General features: G+C 71.3%; 19 protein-coding genes. 13 read left to right on the forward strand and 6 right to left on the reverse strand.

The features are described 5' to 3' along the window. Nucleotides 1-61: 61 nt before the first annotated feature. Nucleotides 62-964 carry an NAD(P)H-binding protein gene (locus ABZU32_RS29870; RefSeq protein WP_354927228.1) on the reverse strand — a complete coding sequence of 301 codons (903 nt, stop codon included), beginning with the start codon at nt 962-964 and terminating at the stop codon, nt 62-64. 271 nt (nt 965-1,235) lie between these two features. Between ABZU32_RS29870 and ABZU32_RS29875 the strand changes: the two genes are divergently transcribed. Beyond that, the gene (locus tag ABZU32_RS29875) at nt 1,236-1,679 is read left to right on the forward strand and encodes a helix-turn-helix domain-containing protein (protein ID WP_354927230.1); all 444 of its coding nucleotides are present in this window, start codon (nt 1,236-1,238) and stop codon (nt 1,677-1,679) included. 30 nt (nt 1,680-1,709) lie between these two features. Here the strand turns inward: ABZU32_RS29875 and ABZU32_RS29880 are convergent, their stop codons facing one another. Continuing rightward, the gene (locus tag ABZU32_RS29880) at nt 1,710-3,164 is read right to left on the reverse strand and encodes a family 43 glycosylhydrolase (protein ID WP_354927232.1); all 1,455 of its coding nucleotides are present in this window, start codon (nt 3,162-3,164) and stop codon (nt 1,710-1,712) included. 726 nt (nt 3,165-3,890) lie between these two features. On the opposite strand from ABZU32_RS29880, the gene ABZU32_RS29885 reads away from it, so the two are divergent. After that, nucleotides 3,891-5,267, forward strand: a complete 1,377-nt coding sequence (locus ABZU32_RS29885; protein WP_354927234.1) for a lectin — start codon at nt 3,891-3,893, stop codon at nt 5,265-5,267. A gap of 147 nt (nt 5,268-5,414) precedes the next feature. Here the strand turns inward: ABZU32_RS29885 and ABZU32_RS29890 are convergent, their stop codons facing one another. From ABZU32_RS29890 to ABZU32_RS29905, 4 genes are all read right to left on the reverse strand, one after another. Next, the gene (locus ABZU32_RS29890; RefSeq protein ID WP_354927236.1) at nt 5,415-6,245 is read right to left on the reverse strand and encodes a ChbG/HpnK family deacetylase; all 831 of its coding nucleotides are present in this window, start codon (nt 6,243-6,245) and stop codon (nt 5,415-5,417) included. Next, entirely contained in the window at nt 6,242-7,612 is a 1,371-nt protein-coding gene (locus tag ABZU32_RS29895) for an MFS transporter (protein ID WP_354852505.1), read from the reverse strand. Before ABZU32_RS29895 ends, ABZU32_RS29890 begins: the two co-directional genes overlap by 4 nt. Before the next feature lie 240 nt (nt 7,613-7,852). Continuing rightward, nucleotides 7,853-8,590 (reverse strand): GNAT family N-acetyltransferase, encoded by a 738-nt coding sequence (locus ABZU32_RS29900; RefSeq protein ID WP_354927238.1) that lies wholly within the window; start codon nt 8,588-8,590, stop codon nt 7,853-7,855. Nucleotides 8,591-9,271: 681 nt separating this feature from the next. Then, complete coding sequence (locus ABZU32_RS29905) at nt 9,272-9,574, reverse strand: hypothetical protein (RefSeq protein ID WP_354927240.1); 303 nt, start codon at nt 9,572-9,574, stop codon at nt 9,272-9,274. Nucleotides 9,575-9,879: 305 nt separating this feature from the next. Here ABZU32_RS29905 and ABZU32_RS29910 point away from each other — a divergent pair, with 305 nt between their 5' ends. The 11 genes from ABZU32_RS29910 to ABZU32_RS29960 all read left to right on the forward strand — a co-directional run bounded on the left by ABZU32_RS29910 (nt 9,880) and on the right by ABZU32_RS29960 (nt 23,920). Then, complete coding sequence (locus tag ABZU32_RS29910; protein WP_354927242.1) at nt 9,880-10,842, forward strand: membrane dipeptidase; 963 nt, start codon at nt 9,880-9,882, stop codon at nt 10,840-10,842. An 88-nt stretch (nt 10,843-10,930) separates the two neighbouring features. Next, nucleotides 10,931-12,310 carry a serine hydrolase domain-containing protein gene (locus ABZU32_RS29915; RefSeq protein ID WP_354927244.1) on the forward strand — a complete coding sequence of 460 codons (1,380 nt, stop codon included), beginning with the start codon at nt 10,931-10,933 and terminating at the stop codon, nt 12,308-12,310. A gap of 52 nt (nt 12,311-12,362) precedes the next feature. Continuing rightward, a complete protein-coding gene (locus ABZU32_RS29920) occupies nt 12,363-13,961 on the forward strand; it encodes an ABC transporter substrate-binding protein (protein ID WP_354927246.1) in 1,599 nt (532 codons plus the stop codon). A 2-nt stretch (nt 13,962-13,963) separates the two neighbouring features. Further along, entirely contained in the window at nt 13,964-14,980 is a 1,017-nt protein-coding gene (locus tag ABZU32_RS29925; protein WP_354927248.1) for an ABC transporter permease, read from the forward strand. Between the two features lies 1 nt (nt 14,981). Continuing rightward, entirely contained in the window at nt 14,982-16,886 is a 1,905-nt protein-coding gene (locus ABZU32_RS29930) for a dipeptide/oligopeptide/nickel ABC transporter permease/ATP-binding protein (RefSeq protein WP_354927250.1), read from the forward strand. 20 nt (nt 16,887-16,906) lie between these two features. Continuing rightward, nucleotides 16,907-17,671: an ABC transporter ATP-binding protein gene (locus ABZU32_RS29935; protein ID WP_354927252.1), complete on the forward strand. Its 765-nt coding sequence runs from the start codon at nt 16,907-16,909 to the stop codon at nt 17,669-17,671. Continuing rightward, nucleotides 17,668-19,059: a serine hydrolase domain-containing protein gene (locus ABZU32_RS29940; RefSeq protein ID WP_354927254.1), complete on the forward strand. Its 1,392-nt coding sequence runs from the start codon at nt 17,668-17,670 to the stop codon at nt 19,057-19,059. The genes ABZU32_RS29935 and ABZU32_RS29940 overlap by 4 nt, the downstream gene beginning before the upstream one ends. A gap of 2 nt (nt 19,060-19,061) precedes the next feature. Further along, nucleotides 19,062-20,186 carry a M20 family metallopeptidase gene (locus ABZU32_RS29945; protein WP_354927256.1) on the forward strand — a complete coding sequence of 375 codons (1,125 nt, stop codon included), beginning with the start codon at nt 19,062-19,064 and terminating at the stop codon, nt 20,184-20,186. Next, a complete protein-coding gene (locus ABZU32_RS29950) occupies nt 20,183-20,974 on the forward strand; it encodes a GNAT family N-acetyltransferase (protein ID WP_354927258.1) in 792 nt (263 codons plus the stop codon). The genes ABZU32_RS29945 and ABZU32_RS29950 overlap by 4 nt, the downstream gene beginning before the upstream one ends. Before the next feature lie 26 nt (nt 20,975-21,000). Beyond that, nucleotides 21,001-22,125, forward strand: coding sequence for an o-succinylbenzoate synthase (gene menC / locus ABZU32_RS29955; protein WP_354927260.1), 1,125 nt, complete (start codon nt 21,001-21,003; stop codon nt 22,123-22,125). A 160-nt stretch (nt 22,126-22,285) separates the two neighbouring features. After that, nucleotides 22,286-23,920, forward strand: coding sequence for a helix-turn-helix domain-containing protein (locus tag ABZU32_RS29960; protein ID WP_354927262.1), 1,635 nt, complete (start codon nt 22,286-22,288; stop codon nt 23,918-23,920). Nucleotides 23,921-24,043: the final 123 nt, after the last annotated feature.

A 24,043-nucleotide genomic window follows, 5' to 3' on the forward strand; every position in this document is an offset into this window, starting at 1 on the left:
CCGGCGCCGGGGGCCGGGAGGATCTCCGAGGGACGGCCGGCGCCGGAGCGGCGGAGACGAACTACTGGAACATCGTGCGGTTGTTCTCGGCGAAGTCCCGGACGTCAAGAGGTGGCCTGCCGAGGATGGTCTCGATATCGGTGGAGACCCGGTCGTAGCGGTTCTCGCGATGCAGCCTCGTCATGGTCGCGATGTGCTCGAAGAGATGTTCCGGAAGCCTCGCCGCCGCCAGACCTTCGGCCCACTCGCCGAAAGGCGTGTCGACGTAGGTGACGGGCCGGCCCACCACCTTGGCGAACTCCTCCGCGACACCGTCCATGGTCCTGGAGACCGGTCCGGTGAGTTCGTACACCCGGCCCAGGTGAGGGCCGGGCTCGGCGAGAACGGCGGACACCACGTCGGCGACGTCGTCCGTGGCGACCGGCGATGTGCGCCCGGAGCCGAACGGCAACCGGATGGCGATCCCGTCCGCCGCGGAGTGGACCGCGAACCGGAACAGCGGATTCTCCATGAAGATGGTGGGCCTGACCTGGACGACGGGTAGGCCCGACCACGAGAGGATCAGCTCGCTCAGCAGGTGGAGTCGCTGCTGGCGTGACTCAGAACCACTCGTGATCGTCATCTGCGAGACGGTCATCTGCGAGATGTTGACGAAGGCCTCCAGGGCCCCGTGCTCGCGTGCGGCGGCGGCGACCGCCGTCGTCGCTTCCAGGTAGGAGCTCGACACGCTCATCCCGAAGTAGAGCCGGTGGCACCCCTCAAGGGCACGGGCGACGTCCGCCGGCCGGGTGAGGTCGCCGACGACCACTTCGGCTCCTGTCGCGCGGAGGGTCTCGGCGCGTTCGTCGTCCTGCCTGACCAGCGCACGGGTCGGCAGTCCGCGGCCTCGCAGGCGCTCGACGACCTTCCTCCCCACCGATCCGGCGTTTCCCGCCCCGGTCACCAGGATCGTCTTCTCCGGCATTCCACTTCCTCCTCATTGGTCGCACCGATGTGTCGCCGCCTGTCAGCCGTGGCGGGGGGCGTCCGCGATCAGGTCGGTGACGTCTCCGGGCCCGGCGACCATGGACAGGTGGGGCATCGCCGCGACGATGCGCGAGCGGTGATCACGGTCCGAACGGTTTGATTTCCAGACCGTGGCGTCACGCTATCGCTCCACGGTTTGAATAGCAAACCGTGGCTTGGTAGCCTTGATCATGGCCGAGTCCCCGGTGGTGCCAGGAAGACCCTGTTCGATGGCGGCCACGCTTCAGGTGGCCGGCGACCGCTGGTCGTTACCGGCCATGCGAGAGATCCTTTTCGGGAACCGGCGGTTCAGCCAGATCGCCCGCAACACCGGGGCGCCACGTGACCGGCTGGCCGTCCGGCTCAAGTCGCTGGTCGCCGACGGCATCCTCGAGAAGCGGGAGTACCAGGCCACCCGGTTCGAGTACCACCTCACCGAGGCGGGCAGAGAGCTTCTCCCCGTGCTCGTCGGCCTCATGACCTGGGGTGACCGCCGGGCGGCCGATGACCCGCCCATGGCTCTGGAGCACCACGGGCACCGCGCCCGGCCGGCCATGGTGTGCCGCACCTGCGGGCAGGCGATCAGCGATGACGACCTGCACCTGGTGTCCCACGCGCCCGGCTGGACGATCAGCGGCCCTGAGGCTCAGACGGACACCGTCCAGCCGTCCTGACGGCCTCTCCGCACGACGGATGACGGAAACTCACGGAGTGACCGGGGCGATCCCGGTGAGGGTGGGGCGGATCTTGTTGATGGAGCCGTCGGAGGCGAAGGTCATCGCGTCGATGCACACCTCCCGGTGGGTGCCGTCGCCGCCGGGGATGCGGAAGCGGTGGTAGGCGATGTACCACTCGTCACGACCGGGGACCTTGACCACCGAACTGTGGCCTGTGCCGAGGATGCCCGCGCCGGTGTCCTTGGACAGCACGGGGCTGCCGGCCGCCTTGGTGAAGGGCCCTAGCGGGGACGCCGAGGTGGCGTAGTCGACGCGGTAGTCCTCGCTGCGGGTGTCGTTCTCCGAGTACATGAGGTAGTAGGTGCCGTTGCGCTTGAACACGTTGGACGCCTCGCGGAAGCTCGCCGGCGTGATCCGCGCGGGAGCGGTCGCGAACGCCGTCATGCTCGCGCTCAGCTTGGCCACCTCGGCGTTGCCCGAGCCGAAGTACAGGTAAGCGGTCCCGTCGTCGTCGATGAAGACGTCCGGGTCGATCTCCTGCTCGCCGTACTGACCGGTGCTGACCAGCGGGCGGCCGAGCGCGTCGGTGAACGGCCCCGACGGGCTCGTGGACCTGGCCACGCCGATCTGCTGACAGGCGCTGAAGTACAGCCAGTACGTGCCGTCGCGGTAGGCGATGGTGGGCGCCCACGCCCTGGCGTGGCACCAGCTCACATTCGCCAGGTCCAGCACCACGCCGTGGTCGGTCCAGTTCACCAGGTCGGGAGAGGAGTACGCCATGAACTTCGTGGAGCCCCAGTCGGCGTAGCCGTCGCTCGTGGGGTAGATCCAGTACTGGCCGGCGAGGTAGCGCACCTGCGGGTCGGCGTTGTAGCCGGGCAGCGCGGGGTTGTGCGCGGGGGCGGCGTCGACGCGCACCAGGCGCCACTGCTGGTTGGCGCCGTTGTTGTCGGTGTACTGGGAGATCACCGCGCCCTCGGCGGTGGACCGGCCGTAGACGTCCAGCACCTTGCCGCTGTTGCGGTTGACGAGCTTGAGGTAGCCGGAATCGGTGTCGACCGGCTTGAACTGCTGGTTGGCGCCGTTGTTGTCGGTGTACTGCACGACCTTCGCCCCGTCGGCGGTCGAGCGGGCCGCGACGTCGACGACCTTGCCGCTGTGACGGGCTCGCAGCCGGTAGTAGCCGCCGCCGGAGTCGACGAACTGCCACTGCTGGCTGGTCGCGGTCCCTGTGGTGTACTGCACGATCTGGGCCTGGTCGGCGGTCGAGCCGTCCTGTACCGCGAGCGCCTTGCCGCTGGACCGCGACACCACCTGGTAGTACGCCGTGGTGTCGATCGTCGCGGCGTCCGCGGGCCCCGGCAGGACCACGGCCGTGCCGAGCGCCATCGCGACCGCGACGAGAAGCCGCCACCATCCTGTCGCTCTGCTCGCGGTGTCGCGGCGCCGGCGCGAGACGACACGACCTGGGAACCCGGTCACGGGCGCTCCTCTCCGTGCTTGGGCACCAATTACGGTCCGCACGGCGAGACTCGTCAAGACCTTAAGAACGCTTATTTCCACACGTTCACTTCGGCCACCGGCCATTGTGGGCGGCACCACTCCGCTGATCAGCGGAAATTTCCGTCCTGTCTCGCCGACGACGTTGCCGTCTCCGCGCGATGAAGGCCGAATGTTTCATACTCATAAACCGATCTCCCGGAATTCTTTCCTGAGACCGGGAGGAGAAGTGTCCTGGCGCGCACGGCGTTGTCGGCGCGGACGGTCGACGGCGAACCGATTCGACGCCGGACGCTGAAAGTTTCATGCCGACGCGCCGGGGGTGGCCGGGGTCGCTCGCCCTGGCCACGTGCGCGAGCGGCGGGTCATCCCCCCGCGAGGGCCCGTGACGCCGGAGGGGCCCGTCCTTGACAGGCGTCGTCACGGTCATATTTGCTCCGCTGCACCGTCGCCTCCGGCCACCGGAAAGAAGGGAGACGCGATCGCGCGGCGTTGGCGAGCAGGACACCTCAGAACCTGGTGAGAAATCTTATGCGTCGCCGGGCCGGTCGATTTTCGGCCGGCAGGACACGGCGCGCCACGTCGGTTCGATATTCACCGGGTCGGAGACGAACTCCGATCGGCCGGCGCCACCACCACCGGAAAGGTGGAGGAAATCACTTCCCCTGTTCCGTGTGCCATCATGACAACGGCAAAGGAATTCGCGTGATGTCGAGGAAACGGTCACTCCTCACCGCCTTCGCGGCCGCGGCACTGCTCGTCCTGACCACGTCGGCGCAGATGGCGCTGGGTGACAGCGCCTCCACACCGGCCACAGGACAGAGCGTTCTCGCCGCCACCGCGGGATGCGGCAAGGCTCCGACGCTGAGAAGCGGCAGCCAGTCGATCAGCTCCAGCGGGAAGAACCGCAGCTTCATCCTGCGGATTCCCGACAACTACAACAACAACAATCCCTACCGGCTGGTCTTCGGGTTCCACTGGAACGGCGGAACCGCCAATGACGTCGACTCGGGCGGAACCAGCGGCTATCCCTGGTCGTACTACGGGACCAGGGCGTTGTCGAACAACACCGCCATCTTCGTCGCGCCCCAGGGCATCAACAATGGCTGGGCCAATTCCGGCGGCGAGGACACCACCTTCGTCGACGACATGATCCGGCGCATCGAGTCGGACCTGTGCGTCGACACCTCCCAGCGCTTCGCCATGGGCTTCAGCTACGGCGGCGGCATGAGCTACTCGCTCGCCTGCAACCGGGCGACGGTCTTCCGCGCGGTGGCGGTGTACTCCGGCGGCCAGCTCAGCGGGTGCAGCGGCGGCACCGAGCCCATCGCCTACATCGGGCTGCACGGCCTGCGGGACCCGGTGCTCAACATCTCCAACGGCCGGTCGCTGCGCGACAGGTTCGTCAGGAACAACGGCTGCACGGCGCAGAACCCGCCCGAGCCGGCGCAGGGCAGCCTGACGCACATCGTCACGTACTACTCGGGGTGCCGGGCCGGGTATCCGGTCGCGTGGGCGGCGTTCGACGCCGGTCACACCCCCAACCCCGTGGACGGCAAGTCCGGCGACCTCGAGCCCGGCGAGAACTCCTGGACCAGGCCGGTGGTGTGGAACTTCTTCACCCAGTTCGGAAGCGGCACCAACCCCACGCCGACGCCGACGCCGACCCCCACGGTCACCCCCACGGGCAACCCGCCGGCGACGGGCGCGCTCAAGGGTGCGGCGTCGGGCCGGTGCCTGGACGTCAACGGCGCCTCCACCACGAACGGCGCCGGTGTCATCCTCTGGGACTGCAACGGCCAGGCCAACCAGCAGTGGAGCTCCACGAGCGCCGGTGAGCTGCGGGTCTACGGCAACAAGTGCCTGGACGTCAACGGCGCGGGCACCGCCGACGGGACCAGTGTGATCATCTGGGACTGCAACGGGCAGAACAACCAGAAGTGGCGCCTCAACTCCGACGGCACCATCACCGCCGTCGGCGCCAACAAGTGCCTGGACGTCTCCGGCTCCGGCACCGCCAACGGCACCAAGGTCCAGATCTGGTCGTGCACCGGCCAGAACAACCAGAAGTGGGCCCGGGCCTGACGGCATCGGACCGAAGTGCCGGTTCTCCGCCGGCGGCATCCGCTGCGGGTGCCGCCGGCGGCCGGTGACGGCTCGCGCCGCGATCTCCGGCCCGGAGCGCGCCCCGGGCCGAGCTTCACCCATCGTGAAGCGGGCCTGCGCTTGGGATCAGGTCCACCAGTCTCCGGCGATCTCGACGCCCTCGCCGTCGATGGCGTCGTGCCACATCGGGTCGCGCAGCAGCCGTGCCTCCCAGGCCCGCACGATGCCGTCCGGTCCCGCGACCGCGTCCTGCCGGGACGGATGCAGGAACAACTCGCTCGTGCCCTCGGGGAGGGCCGCGAGCCGGCGGAGGTAGTCGTCCCGGAGCCGCTCGTAGGAACCGAGTTCGTGTGCCGTGCGCCGGTTGGTCGCGATCGTCTGCGGGATGGACACGCCCAGCGCGTCGGCCAGGGCGACGGCGCGCTCGTGCTCGGCCGCGAGCGGCGGCGGGAGCGGCCCGCCGACGTACGGCTCCGGGTCGCGGGGCAGCCGGAAGGCCAGGCCGTGGCGCGCGCACCACTCCAGCGTCTCGGCCAGCCACGATCGGCCGTGCAGGCCGTAGAGGGTGCCCGCGTGGGAGTCGGCCCCTTCGGGCGGCAGGCCCCGCTCGCGCATCCACCGCAGTTGCGCGTCCGCCTCCGCGATGACGTCGCCGGCCTCGCCGCGGGCCCCGAGCACGAACGGGTCGTCACTCAGCGTCCCGTCCGCGTCGGCCAGGCTCGCCGCGCCGGCGAGCGGCCGCCAGCGCGGGACCCCCCGCTCGCTGGTGAGCGTCACGTGCACCCGCGGCACGACGCCGAGCCGGCGGGTCTCGCTCGCCGCCCGTTCGGCGGCGGGCGAGCAGCAGATGAGCGTCGTCGCGCTGACATGCCCATCGGCCAGCAGCGCGGCGATGACCTCCGTGGTCCCGGGCTCACGGCCGAGGTCGTCCGCCGTGATCACGACGCGGCGGGTCATCGGGTCCCCTCCGCGGCGGACTCGTCCACCGGACCGGCGGCCGCCGTGGGCGGCGGCTCGATCGGCACCGAGATGAACCGCGCCGCGACCGCGCCAGCCGCGGTCAGCGCGAACGGGTACACGCACAGGTACACCCGGAACGCCATCCCGGTGCTGGTGCCGGGATCATCGCCGGAGTTGTAGCCGAAGAACACTCCCAGCGACGTGAGCGCCAGTCCGGTCACGATCCCGTTGAGCCGGGTGAAGAAGCCGAACGCGGACAGGAACAGCCCCTCGCGATGCTGCCCGTTGCGTCCGGCGTCGGCGTCCAGCACGCGCGCGACGATGAGGTCGTTGGTGGCGAGCATCCCCGACCACCCGGCCCCGACGAGCACGCCCGCGGCGATCGCCGTGAGCAGGCCGGTGGCGAAGAACAGCGCCGCGAAGCCGGCGGCGAGGACGGCGAAGGCGAGCCGCCAGGTCCACAGGGCGCCGCGGCGTGCCACGACGCGCGTCCACACCGCGAGGCCCCCCGCCGAGACCAGGATGACGGCCCCCTGGAGGAACAGGGCGTAGCCGACCGGGAGCCCGAGTGAGTACCGCACGTACAACTGGACGCCCGACAGGACCAGGGCCATGGCGATCCCGTAGCAGGCGCCGGTGAGCCCGACCGTCCAGAACATCGGGTCGCGCACGATCGACCACAGGCTCCGCAGCAGCAGCGGCCGCTCGCGCGTGGAGTAGCGCGGATTCTCCCGCGCGCCGAGCGCCATGAACACGATCACGGCGAGCGCCACCACGCCGTAGATGACCGCCGTGGTCTGGAACCCCTCGGTGGAGTCCTCGGTGCCGAACACCTGCGTGGTGAGCACCGGGGTGACCGCGAGCGAGATCACCAGAGCCAGGAGCTGGAAACCCTGGCGCAGGGAGTTGGCGACGGCGCGATCGCGCTCCTGGGGGTACAACTCGGGCAGCAGCGCGCCGTAGTTCGCGTTGAGCATCGAGTCGAAGGCCTCACACAAGATCGCGAACACCGCGAACCAGAGCACGAGACCGGCCCCTCGCAGAGAGGCCGGCGCGGAGAAGAACGCGATCATGCACGCCGCGAGCATCGGCGCGCCGACGAGCAACCACGGCCGGCGCCGGCCGAACCGGCTTCGCGTACGGTCCGACAGGTGCCCGAGCAGCGGGTTGTCGAAGGCGTCGATGACCGCGTAGACCACCATGACCACGCCGTAGGCGCGGACGTCCAGCCCCAGGATGTCGACGTAGTAGAGGATCATCGACCCCTTGATCATGCTGATCGGGATCGAGGTGCCGAACATCCCGACGGCGTACCGCCACGCGGGCGTCCGCCCCAGGCCGAGGCCCGTACCGGAACCGGTCACACCGATCGCCCTCCTTGCCGTTCCGGCGCCGCGCGCGCGGCATCACCCTCGCACCCGCAGCAGAACGCTAGGTGAAGCAAGCCGCCCGCGACACCCCCTCGGCCCCGGCCCAACACCAGACGCTCCGCGGGATCGCGAGTCGCCGGCTCCCTCCCCCACGACCGCCGAGACCCTTCCCACACGGCCACCAACGTCCATCAGGACGCATCCATGGACGCGGGCGGCCGGCTCAGCCCGAGGTCAGAAAGACAGGAGTTGGAAGGTGTCCAAGGTGCGGAAGCCCATGTGGCGGTAGATCGGTTCTCCCGCGGCGCTCGAGACGAGGGCGGCCGTCCGTACGCCCCGCTCACGCGCCAGGGCGAGCGCGGCTCCGCTCATGGCGGTTCCGATGCCGCGTCGGCGGTGCTCGGGCTGGGTGCCGACGAAGTACAAGGTGAGCAGACCGTGGCTCAGCCAGGCGACGGCGGTGCCGGCGATCCGGCCGTCGTCGAGGCGGCCGGCCAGTCTGATCACCGAGCCGTCTCCGGAGAACGCCTTCTCGCGGTCCACGGCGGCGGCGATGCCGTCCGGGCGGATTCCCGAGACCCTGGCGTAGGCCGCCACGAATTCCGGCAGGTCGTGGGTCTCCGCGATGCGCAGCCCGGCCGGCGGGGGCGCGATGGCCGCCCGGTCGATCGTCACCGTCATGATCGGCATACGGGCCACCTCAACCGCGCCGAGGGACACCAGGGCGTCACCCATGCCTTCGTCGCTGTCCGGCCCGGCCCACCAGATCCGAGGGACGCCCTCGAGGCGGTCGCGGGCTTCGGCGAGAGCATCCCGCGGGGCGCGTCCACGCGCGCGCAGCACGCCGTTGAGGGGCGCGTGCGGCACCTCGCTCCGGTAGGTCAGCAGGTCAGGACTCCCCGGCATGCCGATGTCCCAGCCGAGGAGGTACGCACGGTGCGCGGAGAGCACCGTGTCGAGCAGCGGTTCCACGCCCACGAGGGTAGTCGGACCGGCATCGCGGCCCGCGCCCCCTGACCGGACCCGGCGGAGCACGAACGCCTCCCTGCGCAGGACCGGCGGATCGGGCCGGCGCGGCGCACCGCCGACCCGCTGCGACCGCGCGGTCCACGGGAGGGCGGCGGTCGGTCGGTCCTCGCCGGCCACGAGCGACCGGTCCCGTCGCCGGCCGACGCCACGGCGATCATGCACGCGATGGTGAGCCTGTGATTCATCGTTCGCGGGTTGACAGCGGTGACGTGAGATGTGAGATCGTCGACTCACCAATCTGGACGCTGGGATCTGTTTTGTGGGCGCGCGGTCTCGTGCGCGATGCATTGCAGGCTCTAGCGACAGCACCGGTTTCGAGAGGTGATCTGTCGTGCCCTTTGTTCTCGCTGCCGTGATCACGGTTCTCCCCTGGCTTGTGCTCGGGCTCGTCGCGCTCGTGCGTGCCCGCCAGGAGGACATCCCCAGTGTCGTTCGGGCTCTGGCCCGATGGGGCCGTCGCTAGGCCGGAAACGCCGGAGGGGACGGCACTTCGTAGCGGGTGGCGATCGCGGCGTCGTGCGGTCGCGCGGGGATGTGCGACCACTGCGGGCCGAGGCTTCCGCGTCGATGGTCCGGGATCTGGGTTCCCCGGTCCCGGACCTTCGATCGCCCGCGCGGGCTCGGTCAGTCTTCGCCGCGGTAGGCGCGCAGTTCGCGGCGGGCCTGGCGGCGGTCGCGGCGGCGCTCCTGCCGGCGGAAGTAGGCCCACTCCCGGCTACCGTCGTAGCCGCCATAGCAGACCCAGAAGAAGAAGGCGGCGCGCCAGTGACAGCCGCCCGTACGGTGGTCCAGGTCCACGCTGCCGGCGGTGATCTCGTCGGGCAGCGTGCACGGCCCGAACCGATGATCATGAACGGCACGACAGGTCACCATCGGCGCGTCGGCGATCCGCACCCACCAGGGCCGGGTCTTGTCGGTCTTGCTCATACGGTCACCTTTCGGCTCCGTGACGCCCCGGGATGGGGCCGTCATGGGACCGGATGCACCGTGATCACCTCCGACGTCGCGCCCGACATATCAGGACCGTGAGCGCCATCGCCGCTCGACGTACCTGATCTCCACGCTACCGCGCCCCATGGAAGCGCGCGTGATCACGACCGGATCGACGGGGCGCGGCCTCGCCGGGCGGTCTGGGACGAGATCGCGCGCCCGCCGGGGGCATCGCCAGGCGGGCTGGGACAGGATCGCGCCCGCCGGGGGCGTCGCCGGGCGGGCTGGGACAGGATGTGGCCATGACTCCAGCCCGCCGCGCCTTCTGGGAGCAGCACGCCTGCCTGCCCCTCACCCTCGACGCCGACGTCAGCGACATCCTGCGGTACCGCCGTCCGGGGGGTGCGTACGTATGCGTCAACGTCGGCTACGCGCCGCACTCCCGCGAGGATTCGCTGTCGTACATCGACCACTTCACCCGCTCGATCGAGGCCCACCCCGCCCTGGAGATCGCGACGACCATCGGGGAGATCGACGCCGCGGTCTCCGGCGACCGCATCGTGGTGGCGTTCGACCTGGAGGACTCGGGCCCCCTCGCCGGAGACCTGGACATGGTGCGGACGTTCTACGACCTCGGTGTGAAGTCGCTGCTGCCCAGCTACAACAACGGCAACGCCGCCGGCGGCGGCTGCCTGGACAAGACCGACACCGGCCTGACGGCGTACGGCCGTGACCTGGTCAGGCGGATGAACGAGGTCGGCATGCTGGTCGACGGCTCGCACTGCGGCACCCGGACCGGGCTCGACCTCTCCGCGGTCTCCGAGCAGCCGATGATCTACTCCCATTCCGCGATGCGCGGGCTGTGGGACCACGCCCGCAACATCACCGACGAGCAGGCCCGCGAGTGCGCCGCGACCGGCGGCGTCATCGGCATCCCCGGCGTCGGCATCTTCCTGGGTCCCAACACCGCGACCCTCGACGCCTTCATCGCCCACATCGACTACGCCGTCGAACTGGTCGGGCCCGAGCACGTCGGCATCGGCAGCGACTTCTCCTTCGACGCCGACGACGTGCAGGCGGACCTGGAGGCCAACCCCGATCTCTTCCCGGAGGAGTACACCCGCTGGGGCGTGATCGAGTTCGTCGAGCCGGAGGTCACGCTGCTGATCGAGCACGAGCTCGTCAAGCGCGGCTACCCGGAGGAGACCGTGCGAGGCATCCTGGGCGGAAACTTCCGGCGGGTGGCCGCCCAGGTCTGGAAATAACGAGGTTGTCCGATCGGACAACCTCGGCAGCGAGGGGTTGTCCGATCGAACGAGTACGGCGACAGCTTTGCCCCCTAGCCTCAGCTGCATGATGTCGCCGGAGAGCGTCCAGAGTTGGCTCGACGAGCACTTCGCCCGGATCGTCGGCGAGCGAGGGGTACCAGGCGCCTCGGTCGCCGTTCTCACCCAGGGCCGGGTGCTCGCCGCCGCCGGCGGGGTCCTCAGCGTGACCACCGGTGTCGAGGCGACCACCGACTCGGTCTTCCAGATCGGGTCGATCACCAAGCTGTGGACCAGCGCCCTGGTCATGCAGCTGGTGGACGACGGGCTGGTCGACCTCGACGCGCCGCTGCGCGCCTACCTGCCGGAGTTCACCGTCGGCGACGAGGCCGCGGCCGCGGCGATCACCACCCGCCAGCTGCTGTGCCACGTCGCCGGCTTCGAGGGCGACATCTTCACCGACACCGGCCGCGGCGACGACGCCATCGAGAGGTACCTCGCCTCGATCCACGACATCCCGCAGCTCTTCGAGCCGGGCGAGGTCTTCTCCTACAACAACACCGGCTTCGTGGTGCTCGGCCGCCTGGTCGAGGTGCTGCGCGGCAAGCCCTTCGACGCGGTTCTGGTCGAGCGCCTGGCAACTCCGCTCGGTCTCACCCACGTCTCTCCGAGCCCCTACGAGGCGATCCTGCACCGGGCCGCCGTCGGCCACGTGCCGGGCGAGGACGGCGCGCCGGTGGCCGCGCCGACCTGGGCGCTCGCGAGGTCCAACGCCCCCGCCGGCTCGATGCTCGCCATGACGGCTCGCGACCTGCTCGGCTTCGTCGCCATGCACCTGGCGGACGGCACGGCGCCCGACGGCTCGGTCGTGCTCAGGCCGGAGACCGTGACCGCGATGCGGCAGCCGCAGGTGAAGCTGCCCCGGCTCAGCGGCATGGGCGGCTCGTGGGGCCTGGGCTGGGAGATGGACGAGCTCGACGGCCACACCGTCATCGGCCACGACGGCGGGACCATCGGCCAGGCGGCCTTTCTGCGGTTCGTGCCTGAGCACGGTGTCGCGATCGCGCTGCTGACCAACGGCGGTGACTTCTTCGGCGTCTTCAACGACGTGCTCGCGTACCTGCTCGGCGAGCTCACCGGCATCACGCTGCCGGGCCGTCCGGTGCCGCCGGCCGATCCGGAGCCGATCGACCCGGCGCCCTACTTGGGCCGCTACGCGGACACGATCTACGACATCACCGTCGGTCAGGACGCCGACGGCGCGATCTGGCTCGACCGGGTGCCCAAGGACGTCATCGCCGAGATCGGCGGAAAGCCCGAGCGCAGCCGGCTCGTGCACTTCGAAGGCGATTCGCTGATCTCGCTGGAGCCGAGCCACGGCATCCACCTCGTCTTCGCCTTCATCGGACGCGACGCGGCGGGTCTGGCGAAGTACATCCACTACGGCCGTGTGGTCGCCCGCGCCTGAGAACGCTTGATAACGCCGACGGCTCCCGCTCGCCCCCCAGAAAAGGAACCGCATGACCCCCACACGTACGAGGGCCCTCGCGGCGCTCGCTCTGGCACTGACCGGTCCGGTCGGTCTGGCCGCCTGCGGCGGCGGCACCTCCGGCTCCGCCTCGCCCGCCGCGGGCGCCGGCGTCAACGGCAAGACCTTCACCCTCGACCTCGCGGGGGACCCGGGCGCGCTCGACCCGCAGGGTTCGGCGGTGAGCGCTCTGTTCGGCATGACGCAGTTCGCCTACGACAACCTGGTGGCCGTCGCGGAGGACGGCACGATCCGCCCGCAGCTCGCCAAGTCGTGGACCGTCGACGGCACCACGCTCACCTTCACGATCATGGACGGCGTGACGTGCTCCGACGGCACACCGTTCACGGCTCGGACCGTGGTCGACAACATCGCCTACGTGGAGGACCCGGCCAACAAGAGCCCGTTCCTGGGGGTCTTCGTCCCCGCCGGCGCGAAGGCCTCCGCCTCGGGCTCGACGGTCACCGTCAAGCTGGCCGCACCGGCTCCGTTCGCGCTGAACTCCTTCTCGAACCTGCCGATGGTCTGCGACGCCGGCATGAAGAACCGCGCCACCCTCAAGGCCGGCACGAACGGCACCGGCCCGTACGTCCTCACCGAGGCGGTCCCGTCGGACCACTACTCCTACGAGCTCCGCAAGGGCTACACGTGGGGGCCCGGCGGCGCGACCACGGCGGAGCAGGGAATGCCGGCCAAGGTGGTCGTCAAGATCGTCGCGAACGAGACCACCGCCGCCAACGAACTGCTCGGGGGCACCATCAACGCCGTCATGATCACCGGCCCCGACGCCGACCGCCTCGCCAAGGCGGGCCTGACCTCGGTGGGCACGCAGGCGATCATCGGTGAGCAGTGGTACAACCACGGGGACGGGCACGTCACCGCCGACGCGGCGGTGCGCATGGCGCTGACCCAGGCGCTCGATCTCAAGCAGCTTCAGGTCGCGCTGACCTCCGGCAAGGGCGTGCCCGCGACCCAGTTGGCCGCCCTCGCGCCGTCGGGCTGCGCCGGCGACGCCGTGACCGGCAACGTGCCGTCCTTCGACGCCGCCGCCGCGGGCGCCGCCCTGGACGCCGCCGGTTGGACGAAGGGATCGGACGGCATCCGCGCCAAGAACGGCAAGAAGCTCTCGGTCTCCCTCATCTACGACAACTCCCTCGGAAGCGGTGGAAGCGCCGCCGCGGAGCTCGCCGTGGCGGCCTGGAAGGCGGTGGGAATCGACGCCAAGGCCACCCAGCAGAACCAGACCCAGCTCTCCGGCGCGCTCTTCGGCACCGGTGACTGGGACATCGCCTGGGCGCCCGTCAACGTCAGCGCCCCCGACCAGATCATGCCGTTCGTCTCCGGCGCCAAGGCCCCGAAGGGCACGAACTTCGCCGCCATCGACAACGCCGACTACCTCACCCTCGCCACCAAGGCGATGGGCGCGAACGGCGCCGACGGGTGCAAGGACTGGTTCGCGGCCGAGCAGGCGCTCTACAAGGCCGCGGACCTGGTGCCGTTCGCCAACAACGTGATCCCGACCTTCCTCAAGGGCGCGAAGCTCTCCATCATCGGCAGCATCGTCCCGACCAGCATCCGGATGCTCGGTTGACGATGCAGAGGTTGACGCCGGCAGCCGTCCCGCCCGCGACCGGCCTCCGGAGCAGGGTGGGCGGTCTGTGGTCGCACAGATGGCTCCGCTTCGCGCTGCGGCGGACGGGACGCCTGTTGACCTCGCTCTGGGTCCTGGTGACCGCCGCGTTCCTGATGATCCACCTGGTCCCGGGTGATCCGGTGCGCGCCGCGCTCGGACCGACCGCTCCCGCGGAACTGGTGCTGGCGCGCAAGCAGGAGCTCGGGCTGCTCGACCCGCTCTGGCGGCAGTACGCCGACTTCCTGGTGCACCTGCTCCAGGGGAACCTGGGCATCTCGATCTCGACCCGGCTTCCCGTGGGCGAGATGATCGCCCAGCGCCTGCCCGCGACGGCCGAGCTGGCGGTGGCGGCGTTCCTGGTGTCGATGGTCGTCGCCGTGCCCGTGGGCGTCGTGATGGCGGTCATCACCCGCCGCGGGAAGGGGCGGCGTACGGAGCTGGCGTTCACGGGAACGAATGTCGTGCTCGGCGCGATCCCCGACTTCCTGCTCGGCGTCGGGCTGGTCTATCTGCTGGCGGTGCAGAGCGATCTCTTCCCGGTGGCGGGCCGGGCCGGCTTCGACTCCTATGTGCTGCCGGTGCTCGCGCTGGCGATCGGTCCCTCCGCGGTGCTGTCGCGCATCGTCCGCGTGGAGATGCTCGCCGTGATGGAGGCCGACTACATCCGCACGGCGCGGGCCAAGCGGCTCACGCCGTCGCGGGTCCATCTGGTGCACGCCCTGCCCAACGCCGTGACGGCGACCCTGACGCTCGGGGGCCTGTTGCTCAGCTCGCTGGTGGCCGGAACGGTGCTGGTGGAGAACGTCTTCGCCTGGCCGGGCCTCGGCGGAGCGATCGTCTCCTCGATCGTCGCCAAGGACTATCCGCTGGTCCAGGGCACCGTCCTGGTCTACGGGATCGGAGTCCTGCTGATCAACACCCTGGTCGACGTGGCGCTCGCGCTGCTCGACCCGCGTTCGACGATCGGAGACGGCTGAGATGCGCGCGGCACGCGTCCTGCTCAGGCCCGTCGGCTTCGCCGGATTCGGCCTGCTCGCCATCGTCTTGCTGGTCGCCGTGTTCGCCCCGGTCCTGTGGGAGGGCCGGGCCGCGGCCACCGACACCGGCAACCTGCTCGCCGGCCCCTCGGCCGAGCACTGGATCGGCACCGACAACCTCGGCCGGGACCTGTTGTTCCGGGTGCTGGTGGCCACCAGGCTCTCGATCGCGCTGGCCCTCGCGGCGACGGCGATCGGCATGGTGCTGGGCGTCGTCCTGGGCGCCGCGCCGATGCTGGCCGGACGGCGGGTGGGCCGCTTCGTCACCTCGTCCGTCAACGTGCTGGTGGCCTTCCCCGGCCTGCTGCTCGTCCTGTTCTTCGCCGTCGTCTTCGGCGTGGGCGCGCGCGGGGCGGCACTCGCCGTGGGTCTCGCCGGGGCGCCCGCGTTCGCCCGGCTGTGTCACACGCTCCTCGCGGGCGTCTCGGAGCGGGACTACATCGCCGCCGCCCGTATCGCGGGCGTGAGCCGGCTCCGTGTCCTTCTCCGCCATGCGCTGCCGAACATCGCCGAACCGCTCATCGTCAACGCGACGATGGCCGCAGGCGGGGTGCTGCTCACCTTCTCCGGGCTCTCGTTCCTGGGGCTCGGAGTGCAGGCTCCGTCCTACGACTGGGGCAAGCTGATGCAGGACGGGCTCAACGGCATCTACGTCCATCCCCTGGCCGCGCTCGGGCCGGGCATCGCCGTCATCCTCGCCGGACTCGCGTTCAACCTCACGGGTGAGGCGTTCGCGGCCGCGTTCGGCATCGACGTGGTCCCCGGCATGGCGCGCGTACGCGCCGTCCGGAAGGCCGCCGGCGAGGACCCCGAGCGCACGGTCGCGGCGCCGGACCCTGTGGCCGGCTCGATCCTGTCGGTGGACGACCTGCGGGTGACGATTCCCGGCGCCCGGCGCCCGATCCAGGCGGTGCGCGGCGTCACGTTCGCCATCCGGGACGGCGAGGCCGTCGGGGTGGTCGGCGAGTCCGGCTCGGGCAAGTCGGTGACGGCGCTGGCGGTGGCCCGGCTCCTCGAGCGGCCGACGCGCGTCGAGGCGAATCACCTGGTCTTCGCGGGAGAGGACCTCATGGCCGCCGGCGATCCCCGCTCGTTGCGCGAACGCCTCGGCACGTCGATGGTCGTCGTCTTCCAGGACCCCATGACGTCCTTCAACCCGGCTCACCGGGTCGGACCGCAACTGGCCGAGGTGGGCCGCTTCCACCAGGGGCTGGGGCGCAAGGCGGCCTTCGCCCGTGCGGTCGACCGCCTCCGCGCGGTCAGGCTCCGCGAGCCCGAACGGCGCGCGAGGCAGTACCCCTTCGAGTTCTCCGGGGGAATGCGCCAGCGGGCGATGATCGGCATGGGCCTGATGGGGACGCCGCGGCTCATCATCGCCGACGAGCCGACCACCGCCCTCGACGTCACGGTGCAGCGGCAGGTCCTCGGACTCCTCGCCGAGGTGCGCCGCGACACCGGCGCCGCCCTCCTGCTCATCAGTCACGACGTCTCGGTCGTGACCGAGGTGTGCGACCGGGTGCTGGTGATGTACGCCGGCCTCATCGTCGAGGAACTGCCGGCCCGCGACCTGCGGACCCTCGCCCGGCACCCGTACACGCGGGCGCTCGTCGCGGCCGTGCCGGACATGGAGACCGACCTGACGCGGCCGCTCGCCGTCATCCCCGGGTCGCCGGTCGACCCTTCCGACGTTCCGGCCGGCTGTGCCTTCGCCTCCCGCTGCCCGCTCGCGGACGACCACTGCCGCGCCGCCGAACCCCCGCTCCAGGCCGACGCGGCGGGCAACCGCGTGGCGTGCCACAAGGCCGGGCGGCCGCTTCCCGCCGAGACCGCGGAGGTCACCGCATGAGTCTCCTCAGCTTTCGCGACGTGTCCGTACGTTACGGCGCGCACACCGTGCTGAAGGGCGTCAGCCTCGACGTCGCCGACGGCCAGGTCGTGGGCCTGGTCGGCGAGTCGGGCTCGGGAAAGTCGACGATGGCGCGGGCCGCCGTCGGCCTGGCGCCCGTGACGAGCGGCCGGATCCTGCTGGACGAACGGCCGGTCCCCCATCGGGGCCGGGTGCGCCCGGTGCAGATGGTCTTCCAGGATCCGTACTCCTCGCTCGACCCGCGGATGACCGTGGGCGAGAGCATCGCGGAGGCCATGCCGGAACGCCTCGGCAAGCAGGCCCGGCAGGCGGAGATCGCGCGCCTGCTCGCGCTGGTCCACCTGGACGCCGCACGCGCCGGCGACCTTCCCGTCCGGCTCTCCGGCGGCCAGCGTCAGCGCGTCGCGCTGGCCCGCGCGCTCGCCGCCCGGCCCAAGGTGATCCTCGCCGACGAGATCACCTCCGCGCTCGACGTCTCCGTCCAGGGCGCCGTGCTCAACCTCGTGCGCGACATGCGACGCGAGCTGGGGCTGTCCATGCTGTTCATCTCCCACAACCTGGCGGTCGTCCGGTACGTCGCCGACCACGTGGCCGTGCTGTACGCCGGAGAGATCGTCGAGTACGGCCCCACCGCGCGGGTGCTCGGTGCGCCGCGGCACGACTACACCCGCCACCTCCTCGACGCTGTGCCCGGAGCCGTGCGCCGAACCTCATCGGGAAACGGGCGACACGCCCCCACCTCGCCCCTGAAGGAGCAGACGTGACCACCACCATCGACCAGGCCCACTGGCAGGACCGTCTCGACGAGCTCGCCGCGAAGCATGGCATTCCCGGCGCCCAGCTGGGCATCCTCCGGCTCGGCGCCGACGGCGCGGAGGACGAACTGGTCACCGCGGCGACGGGTGTGCTGCACGCCGGCACCGGTCAGCCCGCGAGCACGGACTCGGTCTGGCAGATCGGCTCGATCTCCAAGGTGTGGACCGCGACCGTCATCATGCAGCTCGTCGACGAGGGAAGGTTCGCCCTCCGCACCCCGGTCGCGGAGATCCTGCCGGAGTTCCGGCTGCGCGATCCGGAGGCCACCGCGGGCGTGGTCGTCTGGCACCTGCTGACCCATACCAGCGGCATCGACGGCGACCTGTTCACCGACACCGGCCGCGGTGACGACGCGCTGGAGAAGTACGTCGCGCTGCTGGCCGACTCCGCGCAGAACCATCCGATCGGCGCCACCTGGTCCTACTGCAACGCGGGCTATTCGGTGCTCGGCCGGATCATCGAGGTCGTCACCGGCCGAACCTGGGATCAGGCGATCAAGGAGAGGCTCTTCTCTCCGCTCGGCCTGACCCACACCTCGACCCTGCCCGAGGAGGCCATGGTCTTCGCCCACGCGATGGGCCACGTCAAGGGGGGCGAGGAGCCGGTGGTCGCGCCCGTGTGGGGCCTGCCCCGCGCGGTCGGCCCGGCCGGCCTGATCACGGCGACCGTCACCGACGTGCTCGCCTTCGCCCGGATGCACCTGGTGGGCGGGCTCGCCGCCGACGGCACACGTGTGCTGTCGGAGGAGAGCACCGCGGCGATGTCGGCCTACCAGACCGAATGCCCCGAGGAGCACCTGCTCGGCGATTCGTGGGGCCTGGGCTGGTTCCGCTGCGACTGGCACGGCCACCGGGCCTACGGGCACGACGGCAACACGATCGGGCAGGCGGCGTTCCTGCGCGTCCTGCCGGAGGCCGGCGTCGCGGTCGCGCTCAACACCAACGGCGGCAACACCCACGACCTCTATGTCGACCTCTATGAGGAGATCTTCACCGAGCTCACCGGCGTGCGGATGCCCGAGCCGTTCGAGCCGCCCGCCGAGCCGGTGACGGCCGACGTGGCGCCGTACGTCGGCACGTACGAGCGCGAGTCGGTGCGCATGGAGGTGTTCCAGGACGACGGCAAGCCGACCCTGCGCACCACTCTGATGGGCCCCTTGGCCGAACTCGACGACACTCCCGTCGAGACCTACGAGATGATCCCCGTCTCGCAGGGCGTGTACGGCGTCCGGCTCAGCGGCATGGAGTCGTGGGCGCCGGTGAGGTTCTACTCGCTGCCCACGGGCGAGGAGTACGTCCACTACGGCGCCCGCGCGACCCCGAAGAAGCTCGGCTGACCATGCCCGGTACCTCGCGTGGCGCGCTCGGCCTGGAGATGTTCCTCGCCGACCTCAGGGAACTCGTCGAGTGCGAGTCGCCCTCCTCCGATCAGGCCGCGGTCGCCAGGTCGGCCGACCTGGTCGCCCGCATCGGCGCGCGACGACTCGGCGCGGAGCCGGAGCGGATCACCATCGACGGGTGCTCGCACCTGCGGTGGCGATTCGGCGACGGCGAGCGCCAGGTGCTGCTGCTGGCCCACCACGACACGGTCTGGCCGCTCGGCACCCTGGCGACCCATCCGTACGCGATCACCGGCGGCGTGCTGCGCGGCCCTGGCTGCCTGGACATGCTCGCCGGCCTGGTCATGGCGATCCACGCCCTCGCCGATCTGCCCGAGCGCACCGGCGTCACCCTGCTGGTCACCGGGGACGAGGAGCTCGGGTCGCCCACCTCGCGCGCGCTGATCGAGCAGGAGGCCCGTCGCGCCACGGCGGCGCTCGTGCTGGAGGCGTCGGCCGACGGCGGCGCGCTCAAGGTGGGCCGCAAAGGCGTGTCACGGTACGAGGTCCACGTCGCCGGTCGCGCCGCCCACGCCGGACTGGAACCGGAGAAGGGCGTCAACACCACGGTCGAGCTGGCCCACCTCGTGATCGCGGCGAGCGCTCTGGGTGACCCGGCGGCCGGCACGACGGTCACCCCCACCGTGATCGCCGCGGGCACCACGTCGAACACGGTGCCCGCGTCCGGCTCGTTCGCCCTGGACGTGCGCGCGTGGAGCCACGACGAGCAGCTCCGGGTCGATCGCGCGCTGCGCTCCCTGACGCCGAACCTCCCCGGCGCGGCGATCGAGATCAGGGGCGGCGTCAACCGGCCACCGCTGGAGGAGCCGGCGAGCCGCTCGCTGTTCGAGCGGGCCGTCGCCGTGGCGGAACGGCTCGGTCTGCCGCCCGTGTCCGGCGCGACCGTGGGCGGCGCCTCGGACGGCAACTTCACCGCGGGGGTCGGGACGCCGACGCTCGACGGTCTGGGAGCGGTGGGCGGCGGCGCCCACGCCGACCACGAACACGTCGTCGTCGCCAGATTGCTCGACCGCACCGTGCTGGTGCGCGAGCTGGTCGCCGAACTCCGGGAGGACGGCACGTGAGCATCGAGGCTTCTTCCCTCGACCTGGCGGCCGAGGACGCGGCGAGGTGGGCCGCGAAGGCGGCGGTCGTGGTCCGGGAGCTCCGGGACCTCGACGAGGCCCACGCCGTGATCGGCCTGCTCGTCGGGATCTGGGGCCGGCCGGACAACCCGCTGATCACGGTCGAGTTCCTGCGCGCCCTGACCAAGGCGGGCAACTACGTCGCCGGCGCCTACGCCGGCGACCGGCTCATCGGCGTCTGCATCGGCTTCCACGCGGAGCCGGCGGCACGCACCCTGCACAGCCATATCGCCGGGGTGACGCCGGGGCTGGCCGGTCGCGGTGTCGGAAGGGCGCTCAAGCTCCACCAGCGCGCGTGGGCGCTCGCCCGCGGCATCGTCACGATCGAGTGGACCTTCGATCCGCTGGTCGGCCGCAACGCCTACTTCAACATCGTCAAGCTGGGGGCGCTCCCCGTGGAGTACCTCACCAACTTCTACGGCGCGATGCACGACGCGATCAACGGCGGCGACGACACCGACCGGCTGCTGGTGCGCTGGGAACTGCTCTCACCGCGGGCCCGCGCCGCCTGCTCCGGCATGCCGTTCGGGCGTCCGGTCGCCGGCGCGTCGAGCAGGAGGGTCGCGGCTCCGGCCGACATCGCGGCCCTGCGCGCCGGCGACGGGGCCGCCGCCGCGGCCTGGCGCCTCCGGCTCCGCGGCGAGCTGGAGCCGCTGATGGCCTCCGGCGGCCGCGTCGTCGACTTCGACCTCGACCTCGGCTATCTCGTCGAGCTCGCCCGCCCCTGACACGGCACAGGACCTGGAGAACCGTCATGAAGTTGCGCGGAATCGAGATGCGCCGTATCTCCATGCCGCTCGTGTCACCGTTCCGGACCTCCTTCGGCACGCAGACCGGGCGCGACATCCTCCTTCTCAAGGCCGTGACCGACGACGCCGAGGGCTGGGGCGAATGCGTCGCGCTCGCCGACCCGCTCTACTCCAGTGAGTACGCCGACTCGCAGGCGGACGTGCTACGACGCTGGCTGTTTCCGAAGCTGGCCTCGCCCGAGGGGCGGGAGGCGATCGCGCGCTCGGGTGCGGCCGCCGTCGCCGGCCTGCTCCATCCGTTCAAAGGGCATCGCATGGCCAAGGCCGCCGTGGAGATGGCCATCCTCGACGCGGAGCTGCGCGCGATCGGCCGCTCGTTCGGCCGTGAACTCGGCGCCGTCGCCGACCGGGTTCCGAGCGGCGTGTCGGTCGGCATCCACGACACGGTCCCGCAGCTGCTGGCGGCCGTCGGGGAATACCTGGACGCGGGGTACGCGCGGATCAAGCTGAAGATCGAACCTGGGTGGGACCTGGTCCCGGTGGCCGCCGTACGCGAGCGCTTCGGCGCGGAGGTTCCGCTCCAGGTCGACGCCAACACCGCCTACACGCTTCGCGACGCACGCCACCTCGCCAAGCTGGACGAGTTCGACCTGCTGCTGATCGAGCAGCCGCTGGAGGAGGAGGACGTCCTCGGGCACGCCGCGCTGGCACGGCGGCTGGCGACGCCGATCTGTCTCGACGAGACCATCGTCTCCGCGCAGACCGCCGCCGCGGCGATCACGCTCGGCGCCTGCCAAATCATCAACATCAAGCCCGGTCGCGTCGGCGGCTACCTCGAGGCCCGCAGGATCCACGACCTGGCCGCGGCCCACGGGGTCGCGGTGTGGTGCGGGGGGATGCTGGAGACGGGCATCGGCCGTGCGGCCAACGCCGCCCTGGCCGCCCTGCCCGGCTTCACGCTGCCGGGCGACATCTCCGCCTCCGACCGCTTCTACCGCACGGACATCACCGAGCCGTTCGTCATCGAGGACGGCCACATCGCCGTACCGACCAGCCCGGGGCTGGGCGTCACGCCCATCCCCGAACTGCTCGACACGGTGACGACCTCGACCGAGTGGATCGCCTTCTGAGACCGGCGACCCGATCCGCGCGGCGCGCACCCCTCACGGCCGTCCCCGACCCGAACCGCGCGGCGCGCACACCGTCCCCGCCCCGAACCGCGCGGCGCGCACGTCCTTCGATCCCCGCCGGCCCGGTCGCGTGGGAGCGTGGCCGCCTATACTGCCGGGCGTGAGCCAGCGTCCACGTGCCGGCCTCGGGCGGGTGCTGGACGACCTGGGGACCACGCTGCTCGAACCGGTCGCCGGTGACGCCGGCCGGCCGGGCGAGATCAGCGGGCTGGTCATCTTCGACCCGCTCGACGAACCCGTGCTCCCGCCGCGCTCACTCGTGCTCGGGGTCGGCGTCGACCCGGCCGGCGGCACGCTGGCCGGCCTGCTCCGCTCACTCGGTGACCATGAGGCGGTGGGGCTCGTCGTCCGGGCTCCGGTCGCGCTGACGGCCGAGGTGCGGGATGCGGTCCAGGCGAGCGGCGTGGCCCTGATCGGCCTGCGTCGCGGTGCCACGTGGGCACAGCTCACCGCCCTCATTCGCGCCATGCTCGCCGAAGGGGACATCGGTGTCACCGAGCACGAGTCGCTCGGCGGTCTCCCGTCCGGTGACCTGTTCGCGGTGGCCAACGCCGTGGCCGCGCTCCTCGACGCCCCTATCACCATCGAGGACCGCAACTCCCGGGTGCTCGCCTTCTCCGGCCGCCAGGAAGAGGCGGACCCCTCCCGCGTGGAGACGGTCATCGGCCGGCAGGTGCCCGAGCGGTACGCCACGCGGCTGACGGAACTGGGCGTCTTCCGCGACCTCTACCGCTACCAGCGGCCCGTCGTCGTCACGCCGGAGGCTCTGGGATACGAGGGGATGACGGTCCAGCGCGTCGCCATCGCGGTTCGCGCCGGCGACGAGATCCTCGGCTCGATCTGGGCCGCCATGGACGGCGACCTCGACGCCGAGCGCACGGGGGCGCTGCTCGACGCCTCGAAACTCGTCGCGCTGCACCTGCTGCGGATCCGCGCCGGCGCCGACGTCCAGCGAAGGCTGCGCACCGACCTGATCGGGACGGTCCTCGAAGGGGGCGCCGGCGCGCGGGACGCGCTCGTGCGGCTCGGCCTGGCCGGTCGCCGCCTCGTCATCGTGAGCGCGGGCCTGCTGGCCGACGACGATCACATCCGCGCGGACCAGAGCAGAGCGGCCGATCTGGAGCGGCTCGCGGACGCGCTGTCGGTCCACCTGTCGGCGACGGTGCCGTCGTCGGCGATGGGGACCGTCGGCGGCACGGTGTACGGCCTGCTGCCCGTGGTCGTCCCGACGGGCAGCCCCGAACAGCGAGCCGTCCGGCTGGCGTCCGACTTCGTGGACCGGGTCGGCGGCGGCCTGCGCGCGATCGTGGCGGTCGCCCCCGCGGGATCGGAGATCAGCGGCATCGTCCGGGGAAAGGCCCAGGCCGACCGGGTGCTCCGGGTGATGCGGGAGGGCCACACCACCCTGCGGGTGGCCCGGCTCGACGATGTCCAGACGCTCGCGCTGATCCTGGAACTGCGCGACCTCGCGGCGGCGCGCGACGAGCGGCCGGGCGGCGCGATCGCCCGCCTGATGGAGTACGACGAGCGGAACAACGCGGGCCTCGTCGAATCCCTGGAGGCCTGGCTGGACGCCCACGGCGACGTGGCGAAGGCGGCCGGCGCCCTGTTCATCCACGCCAACACCCTGCGCTACCGGCTCAGGCGCGTCACCGAGGTCGGCGAGATCGACCTGGACGACCCGGAGCAGCGGTTCGCGGCGATGCTGCACCTGCGCATCCTGGCGCCGCGCTAGCGTCCCGCGCCGGGACGACCCGGTGAACGTTCGTCGGACAGCACACCCAGAGCACCGTCCGGCCGCTGGACCTTCACGGAGATCGGCCGATCGCGCCCGGCACATCGACACCCCCCAGATGCG

It is taken from the genome of Sphaerisporangium sp. NPDC005288, from assembly GCF_040607475.1.
Taxonomy (GTDB): Bacteria; Actinomycetota; Actinomycetes; order Streptosporangiales; family Streptosporangiaceae; genus Sphaerisporangium; species Sphaerisporangium rhizosphaerae.